This window comes from Mycobacterium talmoniae (assembly GCF_001854525.1).
GTDB classification, from domain to species: domain Bacteria; phylum Actinomycetota; class Actinomycetes; order Mycobacteriales; family Mycobacteriaceae; genus Mycobacterium; species Mycobacterium talmoniae.
The window spans coordinates 40,678-62,275 of the sequence record NZ_MLQM01000004.1 but is presented as its reverse complement, the minus strand read 5'-3'; the positions used below and the strand labels follow the sequence as shown (position 1 = coordinate 62,275).

21 protein-coding genes are annotated in these 21,598 nt (G+C 69.4%); 8 read left to right on the top strand and 13 right to left on the bottom strand.

All coding sequences use genetic code 11. The features are described 5' to 3' along the window. Position 1: 1 nt before the first annotated feature. From BKN37_RS01855 to ligD, 6 genes are all read right to left on the bottom strand, one after another. Positions 2–772 carry a class I SAM-dependent methyltransferase gene (locus tag BKN37_RS01855; RefSeq protein ID WP_071020529.1) on the bottom strand — a complete coding sequence of 257 codons (771 nt, stop codon included), beginning with the start codon at positions 770–772 and terminating at the stop codon, positions 2–4. Positions 773–786: 14 nt separating this feature from the next. Next, the gene (locus tag BKN37_RS01850) at positions 787–1,332 is read right to left on the bottom strand and encodes a GNAT family N-acetyltransferase (protein WP_071020406.1); all 546 of its coding nucleotides are present in this window, start codon (positions 1,330–1,332) and stop codon (positions 787–789) included. A 10-nt stretch (positions 1,333–1,342) separates the two neighbouring features. Continuing rightward, entirely contained in the window at positions 1,343–2,239 is an 897-nt protein-coding gene (locus tag BKN37_RS01845; protein WP_071020403.1) for a 5-oxoprolinase/urea amidolyase family protein, read from the bottom strand. Positions 2,240–2,258: 19 nt separating this feature from the next. Beyond that, positions 2,259–2,909, bottom strand: coding sequence for a 5-oxoprolinase subunit B family protein (locus BKN37_RS01840; protein WP_071020399.1), 651 nt, complete (start codon positions 2,907–2,909; stop codon positions 2,259–2,261). An 88-nt stretch (positions 2,910–2,997) separates the two neighbouring features. Beyond that, entirely contained in the window at positions 2,998–3,969 is a 972-nt protein-coding gene (locus BKN37_RS01835) for an ABC transporter substrate-binding protein (protein ID WP_071020396.1), read from the bottom strand. A 9-nt stretch (positions 3,970–3,978) separates the two neighbouring features. Further along, a complete protein-coding gene (ligD, locus tag BKN37_RS01830; RefSeq protein ID WP_071020392.1) occupies positions 3,979–5,217 on the bottom strand; it encodes a non-homologous end-joining DNA ligase in 1,239 nt (412 codons plus the stop codon). Positions 5,218–5,274: 57 nt separating this feature from the next. Here ligD and fadD2 point away from each other — a divergent pair, with 57 nt between their 5' ends. Continuing rightward, the gene (fadD2, locus tag BKN37_RS01825; RefSeq protein ID WP_071020389.1) at positions 5,275–6,945 is read left to right on the top strand and encodes a long-chain-fatty-acid--CoA ligase FadD2; all 1,671 of its coding nucleotides are present in this window, start codon (positions 5,275–5,277) and stop codon (positions 6,943–6,945) included. Positions 6,946–7,120: 175 nt separating this feature from the next. Here the strand turns inward: fadD2 and BKN37_RS01820 are convergent, their stop codons facing one another. Further along, on the bottom strand, positions 7,121–7,627 hold the full coding sequence (locus BKN37_RS01820; protein WP_071020384.1) for a DinB family protein: 507 nt from the start codon (positions 7,625–7,627) through the stop codon (positions 7,121–7,123). Between the two features lie 153 nt (positions 7,628–7,780). Here BKN37_RS01820 and BKN37_RS01815 point away from each other — a divergent pair, with 153 nt between their 5' ends. Beyond that, a complete protein-coding gene (locus BKN37_RS01815) occupies positions 7,781–9,070 on the top strand; it encodes a lipase family protein (RefSeq protein ID WP_071020382.1) in 1,290 nt (429 codons plus the stop codon). Positions 9,071–9,160: 90 nt separating this feature from the next. Further along, the gene (locus BKN37_RS01810; protein WP_071020378.1) at positions 9,161–9,721 is read left to right on the top strand and encodes a TetR/AcrR family transcriptional regulator; all 561 of its coding nucleotides are present in this window, start codon (positions 9,161–9,163) and stop codon (positions 9,719–9,721) included. Between the two features lie 72 nt (positions 9,722–9,793). On the opposite strand, the gene BKN37_RS01805 is transcribed toward BKN37_RS01810, so the two are convergent. The 4 genes from BKN37_RS01805 to BKN37_RS01790 all read right to left on the bottom strand — a co-directional run bounded on the left by BKN37_RS01805 (position 9,794) and on the right by BKN37_RS01790 (position 14,777). Then, positions 9,794–11,992, bottom strand: coding sequence for an acyl-CoA dehydrogenase family protein (locus BKN37_RS01805; protein ID WP_071020374.1), 2,199 nt, complete (start codon positions 11,990–11,992; stop codon positions 9,794–9,796). A gap of 73 nt (positions 11,993–12,065) precedes the next feature. After that, on the bottom strand, positions 12,066–13,040 hold the full coding sequence (locus BKN37_RS01800) for a 2-hydroxyacid dehydrogenase (protein WP_242657046.1): 975 nt from the start codon (positions 13,038–13,040) through the stop codon (positions 12,066–12,068). Then, on the bottom strand, positions 13,016–14,152 hold the full coding sequence (locus BKN37_RS01795) for an alpha/beta hydrolase (RefSeq protein ID WP_071020367.1): 1,137 nt from the start codon (positions 14,150–14,152) through the stop codon (positions 13,016–13,018). The genes BKN37_RS01800 and BKN37_RS01795 overlap by 25 nt, the downstream gene beginning before the upstream one ends. A gap of 1 nt (position 14,153) precedes the next feature. Continuing rightward, a complete protein-coding gene (locus BKN37_RS01790; protein ID WP_071020363.1) occupies positions 14,154–14,777 on the bottom strand; it encodes a TetR/AcrR family transcriptional regulator in 624 nt (207 codons plus the stop codon). 89 nt (positions 14,778–14,866) lie between these two features. On the opposite strand from BKN37_RS01790, the gene BKN37_RS01785 reads away from it, so the two are divergent. Further along, positions 14,867–15,442, top strand: a complete 576-nt coding sequence (locus tag BKN37_RS01785; RefSeq protein ID WP_071020360.1) for a VOC family protein — start codon at positions 14,867–14,869, stop codon at positions 15,440–15,442. A gap of 22 nt (positions 15,443–15,464) precedes the next feature. Here BKN37_RS01785 and BKN37_RS01780 read toward each other — a convergent pair whose 3' ends face one another. Together BKN37_RS01780 and BKN37_RS01775 are read right to left on the bottom strand one after the other, a co-directional pair. Next, positions 15,465–16,844 carry a DUF4253 domain-containing protein gene (locus BKN37_RS01780; RefSeq protein ID WP_071020356.1) on the bottom strand — a complete coding sequence of 460 codons (1,380 nt, stop codon included), beginning with the start codon at positions 16,842–16,844 and terminating at the stop codon, positions 15,465–15,467. Between the two features lies 1 nt (position 16,845). Continuing rightward, on the bottom strand, positions 16,846–17,487 hold the full coding sequence (locus BKN37_RS01775; protein WP_071020353.1) for a TetR/AcrR family transcriptional regulator: 642 nt from the start codon (positions 17,485–17,487) through the stop codon (positions 16,846–16,848). Positions 17,488–17,555: 68 nt separating this feature from the next. On the opposite strand from BKN37_RS01775, the gene BKN37_RS01770 reads away from it, so the two are divergent. From BKN37_RS01770 to BKN37_RS01755, 4 genes are all read left to right on the top strand, one after another. Next, positions 17,556–18,458: an oxygenase MpaB family protein gene (locus BKN37_RS01770; RefSeq protein ID WP_071020350.1), complete on the top strand. Its 903-nt coding sequence runs from the start codon at positions 17,556–17,558 to the stop codon at positions 18,456–18,458. 34 nt (positions 18,459–18,492) lie between these two features. After that, complete coding sequence (locus BKN37_RS01765; RefSeq protein WP_071020347.1) at positions 18,493–19,410, top strand: LysR family transcriptional regulator; 918 nt, start codon at positions 18,493–18,495, stop codon at positions 19,408–19,410. A 327-nt stretch (positions 19,411–19,737) separates the two neighbouring features. Further along, positions 19,738–20,856 carry a PucR family transcriptional regulator gene (locus BKN37_RS01760; RefSeq protein WP_071020525.1) on the top strand — a complete coding sequence of 373 codons (1,119 nt, stop codon included), beginning with the start codon at positions 19,738–19,740 and terminating at the stop codon, positions 20,854–20,856. Between the two features lie 348 nt (positions 20,857–21,204). Then, a complete protein-coding gene (locus tag BKN37_RS01755) occupies positions 21,205–21,591 on the top strand; it encodes a hypothetical protein (RefSeq protein ID WP_242657045.1) in 387 nt (128 codons plus the stop codon). The last annotated feature ends 7 nt before the right edge of the window (positions 21,592–21,598 follow it).

The window sequence follows — 21,598 nt, the reverse complement described above, 5'->3', positions numbered from 1 at the left end:
TTCAGCCGACTCGGGTGGCGTGCACCACGGTGAACGGCAGATGCACCCGCTCGTCGGCGAGCAGCGGGCCGATGGTCTTAAACCGGGCCGCCAACTCCCGCATCTGCGCAACCCGCTCCTCGCCGAGCTGTTCGCGCATCGCCTCGGGCAGCGCGTCGGCGTCGCCGAGAAAGCCCGCGGTGTTGGCCAGATACGTGGTGGGGCCCAGGAAATCGATGCGCCAGCCGGCGCCGGTCAAGGTGTCGCGGATGTTGGTCTCGGGCACCGCACCCATCGGCGCGATGACCCCGTTGACGTTGCCGCCGGAAAAGCAGTACAGGTGCCAGCGGGCGCCGGGCCGGGTGGCGCGGTGCAGGCCGGCGGCGTAGGCGCGGCGGCCGTCGTCGTCGAGGCAGTGGTACAGCGCGCTGTCCACCACGGTGTCGAACCGCCCGTCGTAGCCGGTCAGGTTGGTGGCGTCGGCGACGCCGAACGTCACCGTGACACCGGCTTCGGCGGCCCGGGTGCGGCACCGGTCGATCGCCGCCGGGGAACCGTCCAGCCCGGTCACCGAGTACCCGCGGGACGCCAGGAAGATCGCGTTGTCGCCGAGCCCGCAACCGATGTCGAGGACTTCGCCGTCGATGCCGCCCAGCGCCTCCAACTCCATCAGCCGCGGCTGCGCCTGCCCGACGTCCCACGGAATGCCGGCGGGTTTGGGCAGGCCGTCGAAGGTTGGCTCGCCGCGGTAGAGGCGGTCGAACCGTTCCGGGTCGGGGGCAGGGGCGCTCACCTGCTCCACGCTACCTACCAGACGTCGCCGTCGCGCCAATCGCAGGTCAGCTCCGCCGTCGGGTCCAGCTCGACCTGCACCGGCAACACGAACACGGTCCCGTCGTCGTCGGGGGTGCGGGTGGTTCCGGTCGGGGCGAGCACCGACGTCGGTCCGCGCCACGGCAGCCAGCCGCGCGAGGTATACAGCCGCCGGCCGATGTCCGACGAGCTCAGCGCACCGACCTGGTAGGCGCCCCGGATCACCTGCTCGCAGGCGTCCAGCACCGCGGTGGCCAGGCCTTGGCCGCGCCAGTCCTCCCGCACCGCAACGGCTTCCACGTAACCGCAGCGCAGCGGGGCGCCGCGGTAGAGCAGCTGCCGCTGCACCACCGCGCCGTGCGCGATCAGGGCGCCGTGATGCCAGATGAGGGCGTGCATGCCGCCCAGCGCGTGCTGCCAGTCGGCGTCGCTGAACTCGCCGGCGTAGGCGTCAACCACCATCTGGTGGGCGCCGTGCCGGGTCTCGTGGTCGAGATCGGCGGTGTGGACGAGCCGGGCGGTGTGAACCTGGGTCTGCACACCCTTTGGTCTACCAGGCCGGCCGCCCGGACGGGAGGGACCGGGGCCGCGACCAGTGCAGCCGCACGTACTGACCGGGCCGGATCTGGGCCAGTTTGTCGACGTCGTCCTCGGTCACCACCCCCACCACCGGGTAGCCGCCGGTGACCGGGTGGTCGGGCCCCAGGATCACCGGTAACCCGTTGGGCGGCACCTGGATCGCGCCGCGCATGGCGCCCTCGCTGGGCAGTTGCCGGTCCGGCCAGCGGTGCCGCAGCGGGCGGCCCTCCAGGCGCATCCCGACCCGGTCGCTGTGGTCGGTGACCATCCAGATGCTGTGTACCAGCGCGTCCGGATCCTCCAGCCAGTCGTCCCGCGGTCCGGGCACCACCTGCAGCTCCAGCAGACCGCCCTCGTCGATGGCGGCGACCGGGGCCTGCTCGACCTCGGGGTAGTCGTCGGTGTGTGCGCCCACCGGCAGCACGTCGCCGGCCTGCAGCGGCAACGGGCCGATCGCCGCCATCACGTCGTAGCTGCGCGACCCCAGCACCGGGGTCACGTCGACGCCGCCGCGCACCCCCACATAGGTGCGCAGCCCGGCATACGGCGCGCCCAGCTCGATCACCTGACCGTCGCGGACGTGCTGGATGCTGTTGGAGCCGAACGCCACTCCGTTGACGGTGGGGTCGGTGTCGGCGCCGGTCACCGCGATGTCGAGGTCGCCGCCGCGGACCCGGGCGGCGAACCCGCCGAACATCACCTCGATGGTGGCCCGGTCGTCGGGGTTGGCCACCAGCCGGTTGGCCAGCGTGTGCGAGCGTCGGTCGGCGGCCCCGGAGCGGGTGACCCCGAGATGGGCCAGCCCGTCGCGACCCAGGTCCTGGACGAGGGCCAGCGGCCCGGTGCGCAGGATTTCCAGCGTGGTCATGGTCGTCTCCTCCCCGCGGCTACACGGCCCGGAATTGGACCCACAGGCCCGGCGTCAGCAGCGCCGGCTGCGGCCGGTCGATATCCCACAGCACCGCGTCGGTGTGCCCGATCAACTGCCACCCGCCGGGCGACCGGCGCGGGTAGATGCCGCTGAATTCGCCGGCCAGCCCCACCGCACCGGCCGGCACCGCGGTCCGCGGCTCGGATCGGCGCGGGATCATCAGCCGCGGGTCGCCGCCGACCAGGTAGGCGAAGCCCGGTGCGAAACCGCCGAACCCCACCCGCCACGGGGTGGCGGTGTGTGCGTTGATGACCTGGGCGATGGTCAACCCGGTGTAGTCGGCGACCTCGGCCAGATCGGCGCCGTCGTAGACGACGTCGATCACCACATCGATGCGGTCCCCGGGTGGGGCGGTCGGGACCGACTCCGGACGGACCTGCAGTTTCCGCAGCCGTTGCCGGGTGGCGCCCTGGTAGCGGGCGCTGTCGAGTTTCACCAGCACGGTGCGCGAGGCCGGAACGATGTCGACCACGCCGGGTAGCGCCGCGTCGCGCAGGGCGGCGGTCCAGGCCAGCACCTCGGCGGTGTTGTCGAACTGCAGGAGCAGTGCCCGGTCGCCGTAGTCCAAAACGGTGTCGGTCACCATGAGATCCGTTGCCACACTCATGCATCGAAGTTACCGCCGAGTAGCCAGCGCGGCCAGAAGTTTTCGAGCACTGCCAGAGCCGCCTTAGCAAACGCTCAGACGCGGGTGGTTAGCCCAGGATCTTGGCCAGCAGCGGCGGCAACTGATCGGCCACCAGCGGGTAGCTCAGCGGCGAACCGAACGCGATCGCCCCGGCCTGCTCCTTGCTGGTGAAAATGCTGCGGTCCTGGACCGCCGCGATGTCCGGGTCGGCGAGCAGGGCGGTTTTGTCGTCGTCGTTGTCGATGGTCCAGATCAGCACCTCGGCGCCGCTGAGCACACCCTTGAGCTGATCGCGCGGGATGGCGGCCCGCTGGCCGGCAGCGAACTGCTTGATGCTGTCGGCGATCAGCAGCCCCATCTGGGTCAAAAACGTGGTGCTCCAGCCCGTCACCGCCACCACGGTGTCGCCCTGGAGCTGGCCCTGCAGCAGCAGCACCTTCTTGTCCTTGAAGGCGGGGTGCGCCCCGGCGACGTCGGCGAAGCGTTTCTCGACGCCGTCGACCAGTGATTTCATCTGATCGGCCTGGAACACCGCTTGGCCGATCGCGGCGGCCTGATCCTTCCACGGCTCGAAGAAGGCGTCGCCGCCGGATTGCGGGACGGTCGGCGCGATCGCGGTCAGCTTCTGATAGGTGTCGGCGTCCACCCCGGCGTTGGCCGCCACGATCAGGTCCGGCTTCAGCCCGGCGATCTTGTCGACTTGAATTCCGTTGTCCAGGTTCAACACGACCGGTTTGGCGTCGCCGAGCTTGGGCTGCGCCCATGGCCACACCGCGAACGGCTGGCCGCCGAACCAGTCGGTCACCGCGATCGGCACCACCCCCAGCGCCAACAGGTAGTCCTGCCCGGTGTAGCCGGCGCTGACCACCCGTTTGGGCGGTGCGGGCACCGTGGTCTCGCCGAACAGGTGCGGGATCGTCACCGGGGCGCCGCCGTCCGACGCCTTCTCGGGGGGCTGCTCCGACGCGCAGGCGGCCGCCGCCAGCAGCCCGGCCGCGCCGGCGACACTCAGGAACCCGCGTCGACTCAACTGCCGCATCGCGTGAGACTAACCTTCCGGGCGCCGCTGATGGCCGGTATAGCCGTCCCACGGGTTGTAGTCGGCGATCAACTCCTCCTGCGCGGGCCGCTGCGCGGCCGGCACATGCTGCAGGTTGATCCGGATCCGGTACCAAATCGAGCTGGGCCCGCGCATCCCGTCGACCAGGACGTCGGGTGGCTCCAGCCGCGCGGCCACCGTCGGGTAGCGGTCCCGCCAGGTGTCTAACGCGGCCATCGCCTCCTCGCGGGTCTTGGTGCGGGCGATCTCGATCAGCGGCATCGGGGACGCGCGTCGCCCGTCCACGCTTTTGCGGGCGCCCTTGGGGGCTTTTTCGGCCGGGCCCAGCTCCTCGGCGCGGGCCAGCAACTGCTCCAGGCCCCCGGTGGCGTCGTCCATGCCCGACCACGGGTCACCGATCGCGGCGAACCGGTCCGGGACGGTGGCGAGGGTGAAGGCGGCCGGGTCGGCTCCGGCGACCTCGTCCCAGTGCAGCGGCGTGGACACCCGGGCGTCCGGGGTGGCCCGCACCGAATACGCCGACGCCACCGTGCGGTCCTTGGCGTTCTGGTTGAAGTCGACGAACACCCCCCGGCGTTCCTCCTTCCACCAGCGGCTGGTGGCCAGCTCCGGGGCCCGCCGCTCGACCTCCCGGGCCACCGTCTGCGCGGCCAGCCGCACCTGGGCAAACGGCCAGCGCGGGCGGATCGGGGAGTACAGGTGAAAGCCGCGCGACCCCGACGTTTTGGGCCACGCGGTCAACCCGTGATCTTCCAGCACCTCGCGGGCCACCAACGCCACCTCGACGATCTGCGCCCAGCCGACGCCGGGCATCGGATCCAGGTCGACGCGCAGCTCGTCGGGATGGTCCAGGTCGTCGGCGCGCACCGGGTGCGGATTGAGGTCCACACATCCCAAATTGATCGCCCACGCTAGCCCGGCGGCGTCGCGGATGACGGCCTCGGCGGCCGAGGTGCCCGACGCGTACCGCAGCTCGGCGACGTCGACGAAGTCCGGGCGGCTGGCGGGGGCGCGTTTCTGGAAGATCGCCTCCGCGTCGATGCCCTTGACGAAGCGTTTCAGGATCATCGGCCGGTCCGCCACCCCGCGCAGCGCACCGTCGGCCACGGCCAGGTAGTAGCGGATCAAGTCCAGCTTGGTGATGCCGTGCTCGGGGAAGACCACCTTGTCCGGGTGGGTGATGACGACCTGGTGCTCGCCGACATCGAGCGCCAGGCGAGCGGCCATGGGTTCGATGGTAGAGATCGGTGCCGCACTGCGACGCCGGTCACATATTGTGAACCCATGCTCAACCTCATTGACCTGCCCGGGCAGGTCGTGGCCAAAGTCCAGCAGTATGCCGAGCGCGGCTCGGCCGAACTGCACTACTTGCGCAAAGTCTTGGAATCCGGCGCGTTGAAGCTGGAGTCTCCGCAGGTGCTCGCGACCGCGATCGCCGACGGGGTGCGGTGGGGGGAGCTCGGCATGATTCCCGCCCTCAACGCGCGACGCACCCCGAACGGCACGGCGGTCATCGACGACGAGGGCACGCTGACCTTCAGAGAGCTCGACGACGCCGCCAACGCGGTGGCCAACCGGCTGCTGGCGATGGGGGTGCGCGGCGGTGACGGGGTGGCGATCCTGGCCCGCAACCACCGCTGGTTTTTGATCGCCAACTACGGCTGCGCCCGGGTCGGCGCCCGGATGATCATGCTCAACAGCGAGTTCTCCGGCCCGCAGATCAAAGACGTCTCCGAGCGGGAGAACGCCAAGGTCATCATCTACGACGACGAGTACACCGCCGCCGTCGCGGCGGCCAACCCGCCGCTGGGCAAGCTGCGGGCGCTGGGGGTCAACCCGGACAGCGACCAGCCGTCGGGGTCCACCGACGAGACGCTGGCCGAGGTGGTCGCCCGCGGCAGCGCCGCGCCGCCGCCGAAGGTGACCAAGCACGCGTCGATCATCATCTTGACGTCGGGCACCACCGGCACCCCCAAGGGCGCCAACCGGGCCACCCCGGCCACCCTGGCCCCGGTCGGCGGCATCCTGTCGCACGTGCCGTTCAAGGCCGGCGAGGTGACGTCGCTGCCGTCGCCGATGTTCCACGCGCTGGGGTATCTGCACGCCACCTTGGCGATGTTCTTCGGGTCGACGCTGGTGCTGCGGCGCCGGTTCAAGCCGGCCACCGTGCTGGAGGACCTGGAAAAGCACCAGGTGACCGCGATGGTCGTCGTCCCGGTGATGCTGTCCCGGCTGCTGGACCAGCTGGAGAAGACCGAGCCGCGGCCGGATCTGTCGCGGCTGCGGATCGTGTTCGTGTCCGGTTCGCAGCTCGGCGGCGAGCTGGCCAGCCGGGCGATGAAAGACCTGGGGCCGGTCATCTACAACATGTACGGCTCCACCGAGGTGGCGTTCGCGACCATCGCGCGGCCGCAGGATCTGCAGCACGACCCGTCCACGGTGGGGCCGGTGGTCAAGGGCGTGAAGGTCAAGATCCTCGACGAGAACGGCCACGAGCTGCCGCAGGGTCAGGTCGGGCGGATCTTCGTCGGCAACTTCTTCCCGTTCGAGGGCTACACCGGCGGCGGCGGCAAGCAGATCATCGACGGGATGCTGTCGTCGGGGGACGTCGGGTACTTCGACGAGCGCGGGCTGCTCTACGTGTCCGGCCGCGACGACGAGATGATCGTCTCCGGCGGCGAGAACGTGTTCCCCGCCGAGGTGGAGGACCTGATCAGCGGGCACCCCGACGTGGTGGAGGCCACCGCGCTCGGCGTCGAGGACAAGGAGTGGGGGGCGCGGCTGCGCGCGTTCGTGGTCAAGAAACCCGATTCCAGCGTCGACGAGGACGCGATCAAGCTGTACGTCAAGGAGCACCTGGCCCGCTACAAGGTGCCCCGCGAGGTGATCTTCCTCGACGAGTTGCCGCGCAACCCCACCGGCAAGATCCTCAAGCGCGAGCTGCGCGAACTGTAGGGCCCTCTTCCGCGCGAGCGTGCGTGTCCCCGGCCGACACGCCGAGGTTTTCACCGTTTCTGCGCACGCTCGCGGTGGGGCTTCGATGCCTAGCTGGTGAAATTGCGCCTAGGGCTGTGCTTTTCGGCTGAACCGCGACCCTGGCCGCAATTTCACCGCGTCCCGCGGCCGTGGCTCAGCCGTCGAAACCGGTTGCGCCGTCGAGCTGCTCGCGCAGGATGTCGAGTTGCCCGGAGTGGCGGGCGGTCTCCTCGATCATGTGCACGTAGATCCAGCGCAGCGACACCCGGCCGAACCGGCGATGCGGCACGGTGTGATCCAGCGGGTACCGCGCGGCGATCTGGCGGGACTGCTCACACTGCTGTTGGTATTCGGTGATGAACGTGGCGAGTGACTCCTCGGGCAGGAACTCGAACTCCCATTCCCGCTCGTGCAGGCGGCGGTTGTCATCGACCCGCTCCTGCAGCAGCTGATCGAACCAGCCGTATTCGGCCCAGCGCAGGTGCTTGACCAGGCCGCCCACCGTGGTCGCCGAGGACACCAGCCGACGGCGGGCATCGGCGTCGGCGAGACCGGAAACCTTGCGCACCACGATGTCTCGGTAGTCGTCCAGGAACGATTCCAGCGTCTCGCGCTCGCCGTCGGCGGCGCGGTCGCGACGGTTGGGTGGGGTTTCGGTCATGACGGCGAACCTAACACCGGCCCCGTCGCCGGCGCGACGGAATTTCCGGCCGCCGGTGCGGACGCGGGACGGTGTCCGCCCGCCTACAGATTGCTCTCTAAAAAATTAGAGAAATCTCTTCCCTGAATGTGTCCGGCTTGTTACTGTCCGGTAATGCGTTGTGTCGGAGCGGTTGTCGCCGTCCTGCTGGTGATCGGCATTTCCGTGCTCGGGTCGCCGACCGCGGCGGCCGATAGCGGCGACGAACCGCGGTATGCGGATTTCTATCTGCCGCCCGACCCGCTGCCGCCGGGCCGACCCGGTGACCTGATCCGGGCCGAGCCGTCGCGGCTGGTGCTGGAGCCGTCCGGCCAGCTGGGCGCGATCGTGGCGACCGGCACCCGGATCATGTACCGCAGCACCGATGCCCGCGGCCATCCGACCGCGGTGACCGGCACCTACTTCGAACCGGACAACCCGTGGCCGGGCGAGGGTCCGCGGCCATTGATCAGCTACGCGCCGGGCACGCAAGGCCAGGGCAATCAGTGCGCCCCGTCGCGACAGTTCAACCAGGGCATCCACTACTCCGGTGGCTGGGACATCATGGTCAACTACGAGGAGCTATTCGTGGCGACGATGGTCGCCCGCGGATTCGCCATCGTGATGACCGATTACGAGGGGCTGGGCACCCCTCCGATGCACACGTATGTGAACCGGCTCGCGGAGGGGCAGGCGGTGTTGGATGCGGCCCGCGCCGCCCAGCGCCTGCCCGGTACGTCCCTGGACCCCAAGGGACCCGTCGCGTTCTGGGGGTATTCCCAGGGCGGCGGCGCAACCGCGTCGGCCGCCGAACTGGCATCCGGCTACGCGCCGGAGCTCCACGTGGTCGGCACCTACGCCGGCGCGCCGCCGGCGGACCTCAAAGAGCTGCTGCCCTACACCGACGGCAGCGCCCTGGTCGGTGTGGTCGGCTACGCCCTCAACGGCGTCATCGATGCCTATCCCGAAGCCGCCGACGCGATCCGCTCGAAGCTGACGCCACGCGGTGCGGCCATGCTCGAATCGACGTCGCGCCAGTGCATCGGACAAACCATCGTCGATTTCGCGTTCCGCCACCTGCAGCCCTACTTCACCGAGGACATCTGGAAACTGATCGACGAGGAGCCGTTCAACAGCCTGTTCGAGCTGCAGCGTCTGGGCCGCTACAAACCCAACGCGCCGGTACTGATCAACAGCAATCGCTATGATCCGCTGGTGCCGTGGACCGCGGCCAATCAACTCGGCCGCGACTGGTGCGCCCAAGGCGCCGACACCGAATTCCGCACCAACGAGGAGCCCCCGTTCCTCAATAAGCTCGTCATCAACCACGCCCTGCCGATGCTGGTGGACGGCGAACCGGCCATGCAGTGGATCGCCGACCGGTTCAACGGCCTGCCCACCACCCCGAACTGCGGCGAATTCTGAGTGCGGCCACGCTAGACTGCGCGCATTCCCGCACGCAGAAAGCCCAACCCGCAGCAGCGTCGCCGAGAACTGTGCGATGCGGCCATCGAGTTGCTCGGCGAAGACGGCGACCGCGGGCTCAGCCACCCCAAGGTCGATCGACGCGCCCGGATGCCACCGGGCACCACCTCGTTTTACTACCGCACCCGCAAAGCCCTGCTGCAGGGCGCCGCGGCACGATTGACCGAGTTGGACGTGGCGGACCTCTCCCGCATGGTGCAGGCCGCCCATGACCCACCCGGCCCGTTCTCCGGCACGGCCGGTTTGGCGAAGATGGTGATGATCTCGGCCACGGAGCCCTGGCTGACCCGCGCCAAGGCCCGCTATGAGCTGATGCTGCAAGCGAGCCGAGACCCCGACCTGGGGGCGACGGTGCAGCAGACGACCGCCCTGTTCCACCAGCTTGCCCGTGAGGTCGTCGGGCAATGGCATCCCCCCGGTGCCGCACCCGACCCCGGGCTCCTCGAAGAACAGGCGGCCGCAACGCTGGCGTTCGTCAACGGGGTGATGATGGGCTTCGTCATCGGCGGCCCCGTGATTGACGACGAGGCGCGGCTCGACCGGCTGCTGCAGGCGCTGCTCGCCGCGATCGCCGACAGTTATCGGCGGTAGGTGTGTCGAGCAGACGTAAAAGCCCCGAAATCGTCGGTGATTTGGGGGCTTTTACGTCTGCTCGCGCAAGGGCTACGGGTCGCGGGGCAGGCCCAGCAGCCGCTCGGCGATGATGTTGAGCTGCACCTCCGAGGTGCCGCCGTAGATGGTGGTGGCCCGGCTGGCCAGCAGGTAGTCGGCCCACTTGCCGGGCAGCTGCTCGGCGTCCCCGATCGCGGCGTCGGCGCCCAACGAGGACACCGCGAACTCGGCGTAGCCCTGCCCGGTGCGCATCGACAACAGCTTGGAGATCGCGGCCGCGGGCATCGCATCACCGCCGGCCAACGTCAGCAGCGTGGACCGCAAGTTGAGCACCTTGGCGGCGTGGCCTTCGGCGATCAACTGCCCGGCCCGGTGGTGCCCGCTCTGGTCGAACTGGCCGTCACGCACGAAGCCGACGAACTCGTCGAGGTTGGCCAAAAACGGTGCCTCGCTGCTGCCGATCGACACCCGCTCGTTGGTCAGCGTGTTGCGGCTGACCTCCCAGCCGCGGTTCACCTCGCCGAGCACCATCGAATCGGGCACAAACACGTCGTCGATGAACACCGTATTGAACATCGCGCCGCCGGTGAGCTCCCGCAGCGGCTTGACCGTCACGCCGTCGGCCTTCATGTCCAGCAAGAAGTAGGTAATGCCATTGTGTTTCGGTGCGCTGGGGTCGGTGCGGGCCAACAGCGCGCCCCACTCGGAGAACTGGGCGGCGGTGGTCCAGATCTTCTGCCCGGTGATCCGCCAGCCGCCGTCGACCTTGGTGGCCTTGGTGGTCAGGCTGGCCAGGTCCGAACCGGCACCCGGCTCGGAAAACAGCTGGCACCAGATCATCTCGCCGCGGAAGGTGGGCGGCAGGAACCGCTGCTGCTGCTCCTCGGTGCCGTAGGCGACGATCGACGGGATGATCCACGCCGCGATCCCCATCTGCGGCCGCCGTACCCGCCCGGCGCTGAACTCCTGGGCGATGATGATCTGCTCGACCGGGCTGGCCGCGCGGCCCCACGGCTTGGGCAGATGCGGCTGCACCCACCCGCCCTCGGCGATCGCCACGTTGCGTTCGGCGCGCGGGATGGCCTTGAGCGCGGCTACCTCGGCGGCGATCTCGGCGCGCAGCTTCTCGGTGTCGGGGTCCAAGTCGATGTCCACCCGGCGCATCCCGGTGCTGGTCGCGGTGTCGACCACCCGCTGCGGGTATTCGGCGTGCCGGCCGAACGACGCGGCCAGGATCAGCGCCCGGCGGTAGTAGATGTTGGTGTCGTGCTCCCAGGTGAAGCCGATGCCGCCGTGCACCTGGATGCAGTCCTGGGCGCAGCGCTGCGCGGCCGCCGGCGCCAACGTCGCCGCCACCGCGGCGGCGAACACGTAGGCGGAATCGCCTGATTCCCAGTTGTTTTCGCTGGCCTCGTCGATCGCACGGGCGGCATCCCACACCGCCGCGGTGGCCCGTTCGGTGTCGGCGATCATCTCGGCGCACTTGTGTTTGACGGCCTGGAACTGGCCGATCGGTCGGCCGAACTGTTCCCGGATCTTGGCGTAGGCGGCCGCGGTGTCGGTGGCCCAGCGCGCGACGCCGATCGCCTCGGCGGACAGCAGGGTGGTGATCAGCGCGTGGCCCACCGGCTGGCGCAGGTTGCTCAGCACGACGTCGTCGCCGACCTCGACGGCGTTGGCGCGCACATGCGCGATCGGGCGCAGCGGGTCGACGCTTTTGACCGGCTCGATCTCCAGCTGGTCGGCGCGCAGCACCAGCCACTCCTCGCCGCTGTCGATCGCGACCGGCAACACCAGCACCGAGGCCTGCGCGGCCGCGGGCACCGCCCGCACCTCGCCGCGGATCACCAGCCCCGCACCGTGCCGGGTCGCGGTCAGCCCCGACTCCAGCGCGTAGGCGCCGATCGCCGCGCCGGACGCCAGCTCGGCCAACACCTTGGCGTCGGGGTCGTGCGCGGCGATCAGCGCGCTGGCGATCGCCGACGGCACAAACGGTCCGGGCACCGCGCCGTAGCCGAACTCGGCCAGCACCACCGCCAGCTCCAGGATGCCGAAGCCTTGCCCGCCAACGGATTCGGCCAGGTGCACGCCCGGCAGGCCTTGCTCGGCGGCCGCCTGCCAGTACGGCGGCGGGTTATCGATCGGGGTTTCCAGGGCCGCGTGCAGGACCTCCGACGGCGCGACCCGCGCCACCAGGGACCGCACCGAGTCGGCCAGGTCTTGATGCTCGGAGGTGATCGCAATGGGCATCGGCTTGCCTTCCGCTTTGAAGTTCGTGCCAGTACCTAATAACCGGTGGGTTGGGGCCGAGCTTACTCATCGGTCAGGGACGGCGGTCGGCCGCGTTCACCACATGGGCCAGGGTCTTACCGTCGCGCAAACGGCGGCAATTGTCGATGGCGATCTCCAGGTAGCGCGCCATGGTGTCGGCGGTGTACCAGCTGACGTGCGGCGTGAGCACCACGTTGTCCAGACCCAGCAGCGGATGATCGGCCGGCAGCGGCTCCACGGCAAACACGTCCAACCCGGCCGCCGCCAGCCGGCCCTCGCGCAACGCCTCAACCAGGGCGCGCTCGTCGACGATCGGGCCGCGAGACGTGTTGACCAGCACCGCACCCGGCTTCATTGCGGCCAGCGCGGCACGGTCGAGCAGACTGTGGGTCGCCGCGGTGAGCGGCAGGTGCAGCGAGACGATATCGCTGCCGGCCAGCAACTCGGGCAGCCGGCGCCAGCCCGGCCGGCCGTCGTCGCCGGTGCTGGTGTGCAGCACGGTGGCGCCCATCGCGGCGACGATCTGCTCGACCCGCTGGGCGATGCTGCCGTAGCCGACCAGCCCGACCGTGCAGCCGCCGATATCGCGGCAGTGCTCGCCCAGCTCGGGGTCGGCCGGCCAGCCGCGGCCGGCGCGCGTTAAACGGTCCAGCGTGGTGAGCCGGCGCAGCGCGGCCAGCATCAGCAACACCGTGCCCTCGGCCACCGACGGCGCGTTGGCCCCGGGCATATTGGCCACCGCGATGCCGTGTTCGGTGGCGGCGTCGACGTCGACGGTGTTGACCCCGGCGCCGAGCTTCTGCACCAGCCGCAGCCGCGGCGCGGCCCGCAGATCGGCCGCCGACAGCGGCCGCAGCACATGCCAGATGACCTGGGTCTCGGGCAGTTCGGCGTAGAAGGTGGTGTCGTCGTCGGCGGGGCACCACCGGACATCAAGCCACTGCGCTTCGCGCGCCACCACCTCGAGCACCGCCTCGCCGGGCACGAAGTGGGCCAGCACCCTCACCGCCACCGTTTGGCGATCCACTTGGCGATGGTGTCGGCCTGCTCGCTGCGCGCACCGGGGGTGGTGAAGTAGTGGTCGCTGTCGATCGAGCACAGCGTTTTGTCGGTGCTGGCCAGCGCGTCATAGATGCGCTGGGCATCCGACGGGTACACCCCGGTGTCGCCGTCGGCGTTGATCACCAGCGCCGGGCAGGTGATGCGGGCCAGGTGCGGCTCGGCCCGGGTCTGCGCGGTCCGCAGGCTCCACATCCCCAGCCAGTTGCGCAGCGTGCAGGCCGCGGCGATGCCGTGCGCGGACCGGTTCGCCTTGACCGGCACCCCGGCGTAGCACATGTTCGGCTGACGTTTGGTGGGTTCCAGCGTCGGGTCGACCATCCGGGGGTCGGCCCAGGTCCGCATCACCGTGAACGGCCGGTCGGAAAACCCCGCCGCCCGAACGCGTTTGAGCTCGGTTTGGGCCCAGTCGGTGATGGCGTGGTTGCGGGCCAGCTGGGCGGCGCGGTAGGCGGCGACGAACTCCGGGGCGTACGGCGGGCCGTTGCGTTCGTTGAACAGGTCCAGGGCGGGATCGGTGGCGACCGGATCGTTCTCGTCGACCACCGCGCCGTCCATCCAGGCGGTCAACACCTCGGGGCGCCCGGGGTGGGCGGCGCTGGCCACGTAGCCGTCGGCGGCCGGCAACTCGGTCAGCCCGGCCGCCGGCCGCATCCCCGGCAGCGGCGTCACATTGGGGTCCACGGCTTGGGACTGATAGGCGGCCATCAACGACCCGCCGCCGGAATTGCCGAGCAGCACCACGGTTTCCACCCCGGCCACCTCCCGCAGCCAGCGCACCCCGACCCCGATGTCCACCAGCGCGTGGTCGAGCAGGAAGCTGCTCTCGAAACCGCGGAAGCGGGTGTTCCAGCCCAGGAATCCGATGCCGCGGGTGGCGATGTAGTCGGCGAGATAGTGCTCGGCGAAGTCGATCTGGTAGTGGGTGGCGATGAGCGCCACCTTCGGCTTGCGGCCCACCCCGCGGTGATACAGCCCCTGGCAGGGGTGCCCGCCGGCGCCGGCGCGCCGGGCGGTGGGGGAGTCCAGCCCGATGAACTCGCGGACAACACCCGGTGTCCCGGTGCGGGATTGCGTCATGTCAGCTGTCCTCCCGGCAGTAGATGGCGCGGTAAAAAACGTTGCTCAACGTGGTGATGCAGGCCTCGTCGTCGGGGTCGGCCCCCACCCCGCTGAGCTGGACGTAGCAGAACTGGTTGAACATCGCCACGATCGCCTCGGCGAGCAACTTCGGATCGTCGCCGGTGCAGTAGCCGTCGTCCTGAGCGCGCTTGACCATCTCGGTGATGAATCCGATGGGAATGGCACAGATCTCGGCCCAGTACTGCGCGAAGTCGTCGTTGACCATCGCCAGCTGGGACACCCCGATCATCTCGGCCAGCCGGTGGCGGTAGGTGCGCCAATGCGCGGCCGCCGCCTCATGGGCCCGTTCCCGGTTGGACAAGCCGTGCCGGGTCACCGTGGCCGCGCGCCGGTTCGCCTCGTCACGGAACCGCAGCGCCCATTCCCGCAGCATCGACTCTTTGGAGTCGTAGTAGTTGTAGAACGACGCCGTCGACCGGCCGGCCTCCGCGGCGATATCGGCGATGGTGGCCGCCAGGATGCCCTTACGCGCGATGACCGCCCGCGCGGCGGCATCGATCGCGGCCTGGGTCTGCCGACCGCGGGCGGTGGGCTGCCCGAGCTGGCTGGAGTGCGCCGACATGTGGCTCCCGGTTTTCGACGGCATTGATCGAATCTGAACCTGATGTTAGATTCAGATTCAGTCCTTGCCTAGCGCTCGGAGGATTCGAGATGATCCGACCCCACAACACCAACAGCGAATTTGAACTGGGCGGCTTCAACCACGTCGCGCTGGTCTGCTCCGACATGGCGCGCACCGTCGACTTCTACACCAATGTGCTGGGTATGCCGCTGGTCAAGGCGCTCGACCTGCCCGGCGGGATGGGCCAGCATTTCTTCTTCGACGCCGGCAACGGCGACTGCCTGGCGTTCTTCTGGTTCGCCGAGGCCCCGGATTCGGTGCCCGGGGTCACCGCCCCGGCGGCGATCCCCGGCATCGGCGACATCGTCAGCGCGGTCAGCTCGCTGAACCACGTCGCCCTGCAGGTGCCGCCGGAGAAGTTCGACGAATACCGGGTCAAGTTGAAAGCCAAAGGGGTGCGGGTGGGCCCGGTGCTCAACCACGACGAATCCGAGATGCAGGTGTCGGCGACGGTGCACCCCGGGGTCTACGTGCGCTCGTTCTACTTCCAGGATCCCGACGGCATCACACTCGAGTTTGCGTGCTGGACCAAGGAATTCACCGCGGCCGACGCGCGGGCCGTGCCCAAGACCGCCGCGGACCGGCGGGTTCCGGCCACGCACTAAGCCGCGCCGCCGCGGTGGCGTTTCAATCCCACCAGAAGCTCCACAGCGGCCCGGTCAGCCACGGGGTCAGCACGTCGACGCCGTCGGGGTGCGGATCGAGCGTGTCGGGGCAGTACAGGTAGGCCTCGACCGCGCACTGCAGGGCGGTGGCCGGATCGACCGGCGGCTTACCCGCCCGGAGAGTCATGGTTTCGTTGTCGAGGGCCACCAGCTCAGTGGCCCAGCGACCGAACCAGCGGCGCAGCATGGTCGCGTGCTCGAGGCCGGCGACGTCGTAGTTGACCGCACCCGACCACTGCAGCAGGCCCGGCACCAACCACTGGGCGGGTGCGGGAACCAGCGCCAACTGCCGGTAGCGGTCCACGTCGTAGCCGCGGGCCCAGTCGCTGCGCCAATCGGGCCGCTCGGTGCGCAGGAAGTCGCCGGCGCTGCTGCGCGGCATCGGCTCATCTTCGGTGGCGGCGGCGAATCTGCGCGCAAGCCATCGCGCGCCATCGAGTTCCGCCGACAGCAGGTTCACCGGCCCCGGAACGCCCTGCTCGCCGATCCGGTGCCAGGTGCGCTCGGTGATCAACACCGGCCACAGCCCGGTGTGCGGGAACAACGCCCGCGCCGATTCCCACCCCGCGGCGGCATCGGGGCCCGGCTCGACACTCGCCGTCCACAGCGGCATACCGAACAGCAGCACACCGTCGTGGCGGGTCACGTCGACCAGGTTCATGCCCCGTGCGGCGAACGCCTCGGCCGGTTCCGGTGGCGGCGCGACCGGGGCCGGAACGCTGACGGTCGGGTCGGAGCGGAACGGTGGAACACCCAGCGGTGGAAAGTATTCCGGATCTGGTTGCGGTGCGTTGGGCAGCAGCTCACGCCAAAACTCCACCGCCGCAGCAGATTCCCAAGGCACCTCGGGGGCGGCGCGCTGCGTGCACAACAGCTCGATGAATTCCCGCAGATCGCCAAGTAGGCGTACCGCGGCGCCGTCAATCGACCACACCGGCGCACCAGGGGCGTCGCTATCGCCGGCCATGAAGGCGTGCCCGTAGACCGGAAGCAGCCGCGGCGCCGTGGCGATCACCTCGCTGGCACGGGACACCGCGGCCTCCCCGAGCGGGCGCGCTCCCCACCCCGGATGCCAAAACCCGTCCCGCTCGACCGCCTGCAGCAGGCTCCGTGCGGGCAGTCCCAGGTGCTGGCGCAGCAGCATCTCGTCGCCGGCGCGCCAGTCCGGCCAGCTCGGACCGGACGGCAGGCCCGCGCCGAGGAAGGCGCGGTGATCGGCGCTGAACCGGATGCGGAACCGGGATTCGATCGCCGCCAGTTCGGCGTCGGTGAGGCCCGGCAGGATCGGCCACCGTCGCGACGCGGCCAGGATCGCGGCCGCTGCGGTCCCCAATTCGGTCATCTCAGTCGCGGTACAGCGCGGGATCGGCGAGTTCGTCGAGCAGCGCGGTGAGCTGGTCGACGAGCTGGTCGGGGTTCAGCCGCACCGCGCCGGCCAGCCAGGCACTGATGGTCTGGGCCACCCCGCCGACCACGAAATGCGCGGCGGCCCGGATCCGGTCGTTCGTCGGCACCCGCAACGCGTTCTCCACGTGACGGCCGGACAGCATCGCGAACAGCGCGCTGGATTCGACGCGCTTGCGCACCAGCACGGCGTTGGCCAGCTCCGCGCTGAACAACAACCGCCCGATCCGGGCGTCCCCGGCAATGGTCTTGACCAGGTGGGCCATCCCCGCGCGGGTCTGCTGGGCGGGCGCCACCGCCGCCACCGCGGACTGGGTCGACGTCGCCAAGTCGGTGATCACCCAGTCGAACACCGCGCTGACGAACGCGTCCTTGTCGGCGAAGCTCTCGTAGAAATACCGGGCGGCCACCCCGGCCCGTCGACACACGCCGCGCACGGTCAGCTCGGTCATGTCCTGCGGGTCGGCGCCCAGCAGGTCCAGCCCGGCGTCCAGCAGGCGGGCCCGGCGCGCGGCCAGCCGGTCGGCTGCTTGGACGCCACGGTAGGGGCGCTCGCGCACGGCTGAAGCCACGTTGACCATCTTGACAGGTGTCGACGACCGCGGCAATATCAGGAAACAGACGTTCTCACAATTGGCGAGGAGCAGCGATGACAACACCCCTGGTCGAACGCACGGTCAGCGATTCGCTGGACCTGACGCGCGCGACCCGTCGGCGCAGCTGGCTGCCGCAGGTCGCCTGCACCGACAACATGATGATGGGGGCGGCCCTGTTGGCCGGTCCAGCCAACGTGATCATGCAGCTGGCCAGCCCGGGGGTCGGCTACGGCGTGCTGGAGAGCCGGGTCGAGAGCGGTCGGGTCGACCTGCATCCGATCAAACGGGCCCGGACCACGTTCACGTATCTGGTGGTGTCCACCCAAGGCAGTCCGGCGCAAAAGGCCGCGTTTCGGGAGGCGGTCAACACCGCCCACCGTCAGGTCCGCTCGACCGCCGAAAGCCCGGTGCGCTACAACGCTTTTGACCCCAAGCTACAGCTGTGGGTGGGCGCGTGTTTGTACAAGGGCCAGGTCGACATCCATCGCATCTTCCTCGGTGAGATGGACGACGAGCACGCCGACCGCCACTACCACGGCGAAGGTAAGGCGATGGCCACCATGCTGCAGGTGCCCGAGGCGATGTGGCCGGCCGACCGCGCCGCGTTCGACCGGTACTGGCAGGAGCAGCTGGACCAGGTGCACATCGACGACGCGGTGCGCGAGTACCTGTATCCGATTGCGGCGTCCCGGATGCGCGGGATGACCCTGCCCGGCCCGCTGCAGCGCGCGTCCGAGCGGATGGCGCTGCTGATCACCACCGGCTTCCTGCCGCAACGCTTCCGCGACGAGATGCGGTTGCCGTGGGATGCGGCCAAGCAGCGCCGCTTCGACCGGCTGATGCGGGTGCTGCGGGTGGTCAACAACCTGCTGCCCGCGTTCATCCGGAACTTCCCGTTCAACGTGCTGCTGTGGGACGTGGATCGACGCATCAGGACCGGCCGCCCGCTGGTTTGACGGTTGGCAGGCTCGCGGCGTGGTCGAATAGGCCATGCTGTTTCGTCAGCTGGAATATTTTGTCGCGCTGGCGCGGGAGCGGCACTTCGCCCGTGCCGCCGCCGCGTGCTACGTCTCCCAGCCGGCGTTGTCGGAAGCCATCCGCAAGCTCGAACACGAGCTGAAGGTGCCGCTGGTGCGGCGCGGCCAGAAATTCGAGGGCCTGACCCCGGAGGGGGAGCGGCTGGTGCTGTGGGCGCGGCGCATTCTGGCCGACCGGGATGCGCTCAAACAGGAGGTCACCGCCCTGCAGACCGGGCTGACCGGTGAGCTGCGGCTCGGGGTCATCCCGGCGGCCGCGAGCACGGTGGCCCTGCTCACCGACCCGCTGTGCGCCGCGCACCCGCTGGTGCGGGTGCAACTGGAAACCAGCCTGCGCTCGGCGGACATCGTGGAACGGGTCCGCCGATTCGAGCTGGACGCCGGCGTCATCCACCCGGACCGGGAAGACACCGCCGACCTGGTGGTCACCCCGCTGTACGAGGAGCAACAGGTCCTGGTCGCCGGCACCGACCTGCTCCCCGGACAAGCCGACACCATCAGCTGGTCCGACGTCGTGGAATTGCCGATGTGCCTGTTGGCCCAGGGCATGCGCGGTCGCCAACTCATCGACGATGCGCTGGCCACGCACGGGCTGACGGTGACACCGCGGCTGGAGACCGATTCGGTGGTGGCGCTGCTCGCCCATGTCGGCACCGGCCGGTGGGCCACCATCGTCCCGCAAACCTGGATCCGCGCCCTGCGCCCGGCCAGTACGGTCACGCTGCAGCTGCGCGATCCGTCGCTGACCGCGCCGGTCGCGCTGGTGACCAGCGCGGGGCAGCCGGGCTCGGTGCTCGCGCGCACCTTGCTGCAGACCGCCCGCGAGGCCGGCATCGATGCTGCGCTCAGCGGGCCGCCCGCCGCGGGCTGAGGATTCACCGCACGATTGGTCTGGCCTATCGGCCGGTCGGAAACGCGTCTTGGACACCAGCAACGTCGTCCCAGCAGACTGAAAAGCGCGTCAAGAAACGACGAATTCAGCGGGGTGGCCGATGGCTAAGATCTCTTGTGGTGTGGGCGGTTTCGTGAACTCGGCACGCGTCCACCCAGCATTTGCGGGGTGCGCTCAAGCGTCCAGTTGTCGGGTGCCGCGATGACTGACCGGGCAACGTCAATCGATGGTGCGACCAACTCGCAGCGGTACCGCGACACGTTGGATGGGCCGAACGTGCCGGGAACGCCGGATGCGGATTGGGCGATGCTTGTCGACACGTTGCGGGGTGAGCACAAGGCGCTGGCCCGGCGGGTCAGCGAAGCTCTCCGGACCCGGCTTCCCGCGTATCGCTCGGTTCCCGTAGGGGTGCTCGATGTCGAGGTCGAACTCGCGGTGGACCGGGTGTTGGGCTCGGTTCACCCCGGGTGCGCGACCGTCGACGATGAGGACCTGGTGGAGCTTGCCGCGATCGGCGAGACCCGGGCGCGGCAGGGCGTGGGTGTCGACGACCTGCTTCGTGGGTGGCGGATCGGCGTCGAGGTGCTGGTGGGGTGCGCGCGGGAGACCGCCCAAGATTTGGGTATCGACGGCGGTCAGGTTTTGGAGTTTGTCCAATCGATGCTGGCGTGGTCGGACACCGCGATGATCGCCACGGTCAGCGCACATCGACGGGTGGAACGTGCCCTGGCGTCCGCGGCCGACGAGGACCGGGAACGTTTCGTGAGGACGACATTGTTGGGTGCGGTCTCGACCGCTGAGCTGCGGATCCACGCCGAGATCTACGGACTCGACCCGGCCGGCGAGTACGTCGCCATCCGGGCGCGGCTCGGCGAGGACGTCTCGCGACGCGAGCTCGAACAGGCGCTGGGCTTCCGGGATGCGGCGCAGCGCCCGCGCGGGCTCTGCGCGCTGGTGGACGGCGACCTCGCCGGTTTCCTGAGCGAGCCACCGCCAAGCACCGTCGACGCGGTGGTCGGGTTCGGCCCGCCGCGGCCGCTGCAGCGCCTGGCCGAGTCCTACCGGCTGGCGGCGCGTGCGCTGGTGACGGCCGAGGCCTGCACGCTGCGCGGCGCACACGACATTGCTTCGCTGGGCCTGCGCTCGGCCGTGGCGATGGACGCCGACGTGGGCGAGTTGCTGCGGCGCCGTTATCTGGAGCCGTTGACCGCGGGGGGGTCCGCAGACGATCTGATCGCGACGCTGCGCGCCTATCTGGCCTGTGGCATGCGGGTGGAAAGCACCGCGACCCGGATATTCGTCCATCAGAACACGGTGCGTTACCGGCTGGCGCGCTTTGAAGAGCTGACCGGGGCCAGCCTGCGCGAGACGGAGGTGCTCATCGAGCTGTGGTGGGCGCTCGAGCTGTCGGCGATGCGCATGTAGGGACCGCCAAAGTGCGGACGGAAATCTCAGAACCGGCTCCGTAGTCACCCAACCGTTGAGAAGGGACAGTCAAACGCAGAACTGCGGTACGTCTCCACGAAAAACGGGATGCGACGGCTTTCGGCCCATGTTGGCGGGATCGCGACGGGTAGAGAACTTGTCCTCGCGAGGTGATCGCATGAATATCTTGGGCTGGCAGCTCTGCAAGTGGGCAGGCCCGCCGGTGGTCGTCGGCGCCGTTGGGCTAGGCCTCGCCGGCACCCGCTCGCGCTGCTGCAGCGCATCGCCGCAACCTACGCGCCGGGAACGGGGAAGCTGACCTGACAGAACGAAAGGGCAAGGTGAGAGATGAGCACCGCACGCGAGATGGTCCGTATCGGGCTCGTCCTGGACGGTCTCGGCCAACCGGTGGATCTCAACGCCGTCGATTGGCATGTCCGACAGCAGAATCCGGCAGCGTCACCATCGGACATTCAGGAGGAAACCCTGGAGGTCATTCGCTCCCTGGTGAATGACGGACTGTTTCACCTGGGGGAACTCTCGCGGGATGGACGCTTCGTGCCCTGGGACCGCCCACTCGACCAATCGCTGCACAAGCTGTCCCACGTTTACGTCAAGCATTACGAGGATCCCGAGAAGTGGATGTACTACGCGTGGTTGGAGCTCACGGATACCGGTGAACGGCTCGCTCGAACAATCGAGCGGAAAGACATCCAATCCTACCGCTCGCGATAGGTCGCAC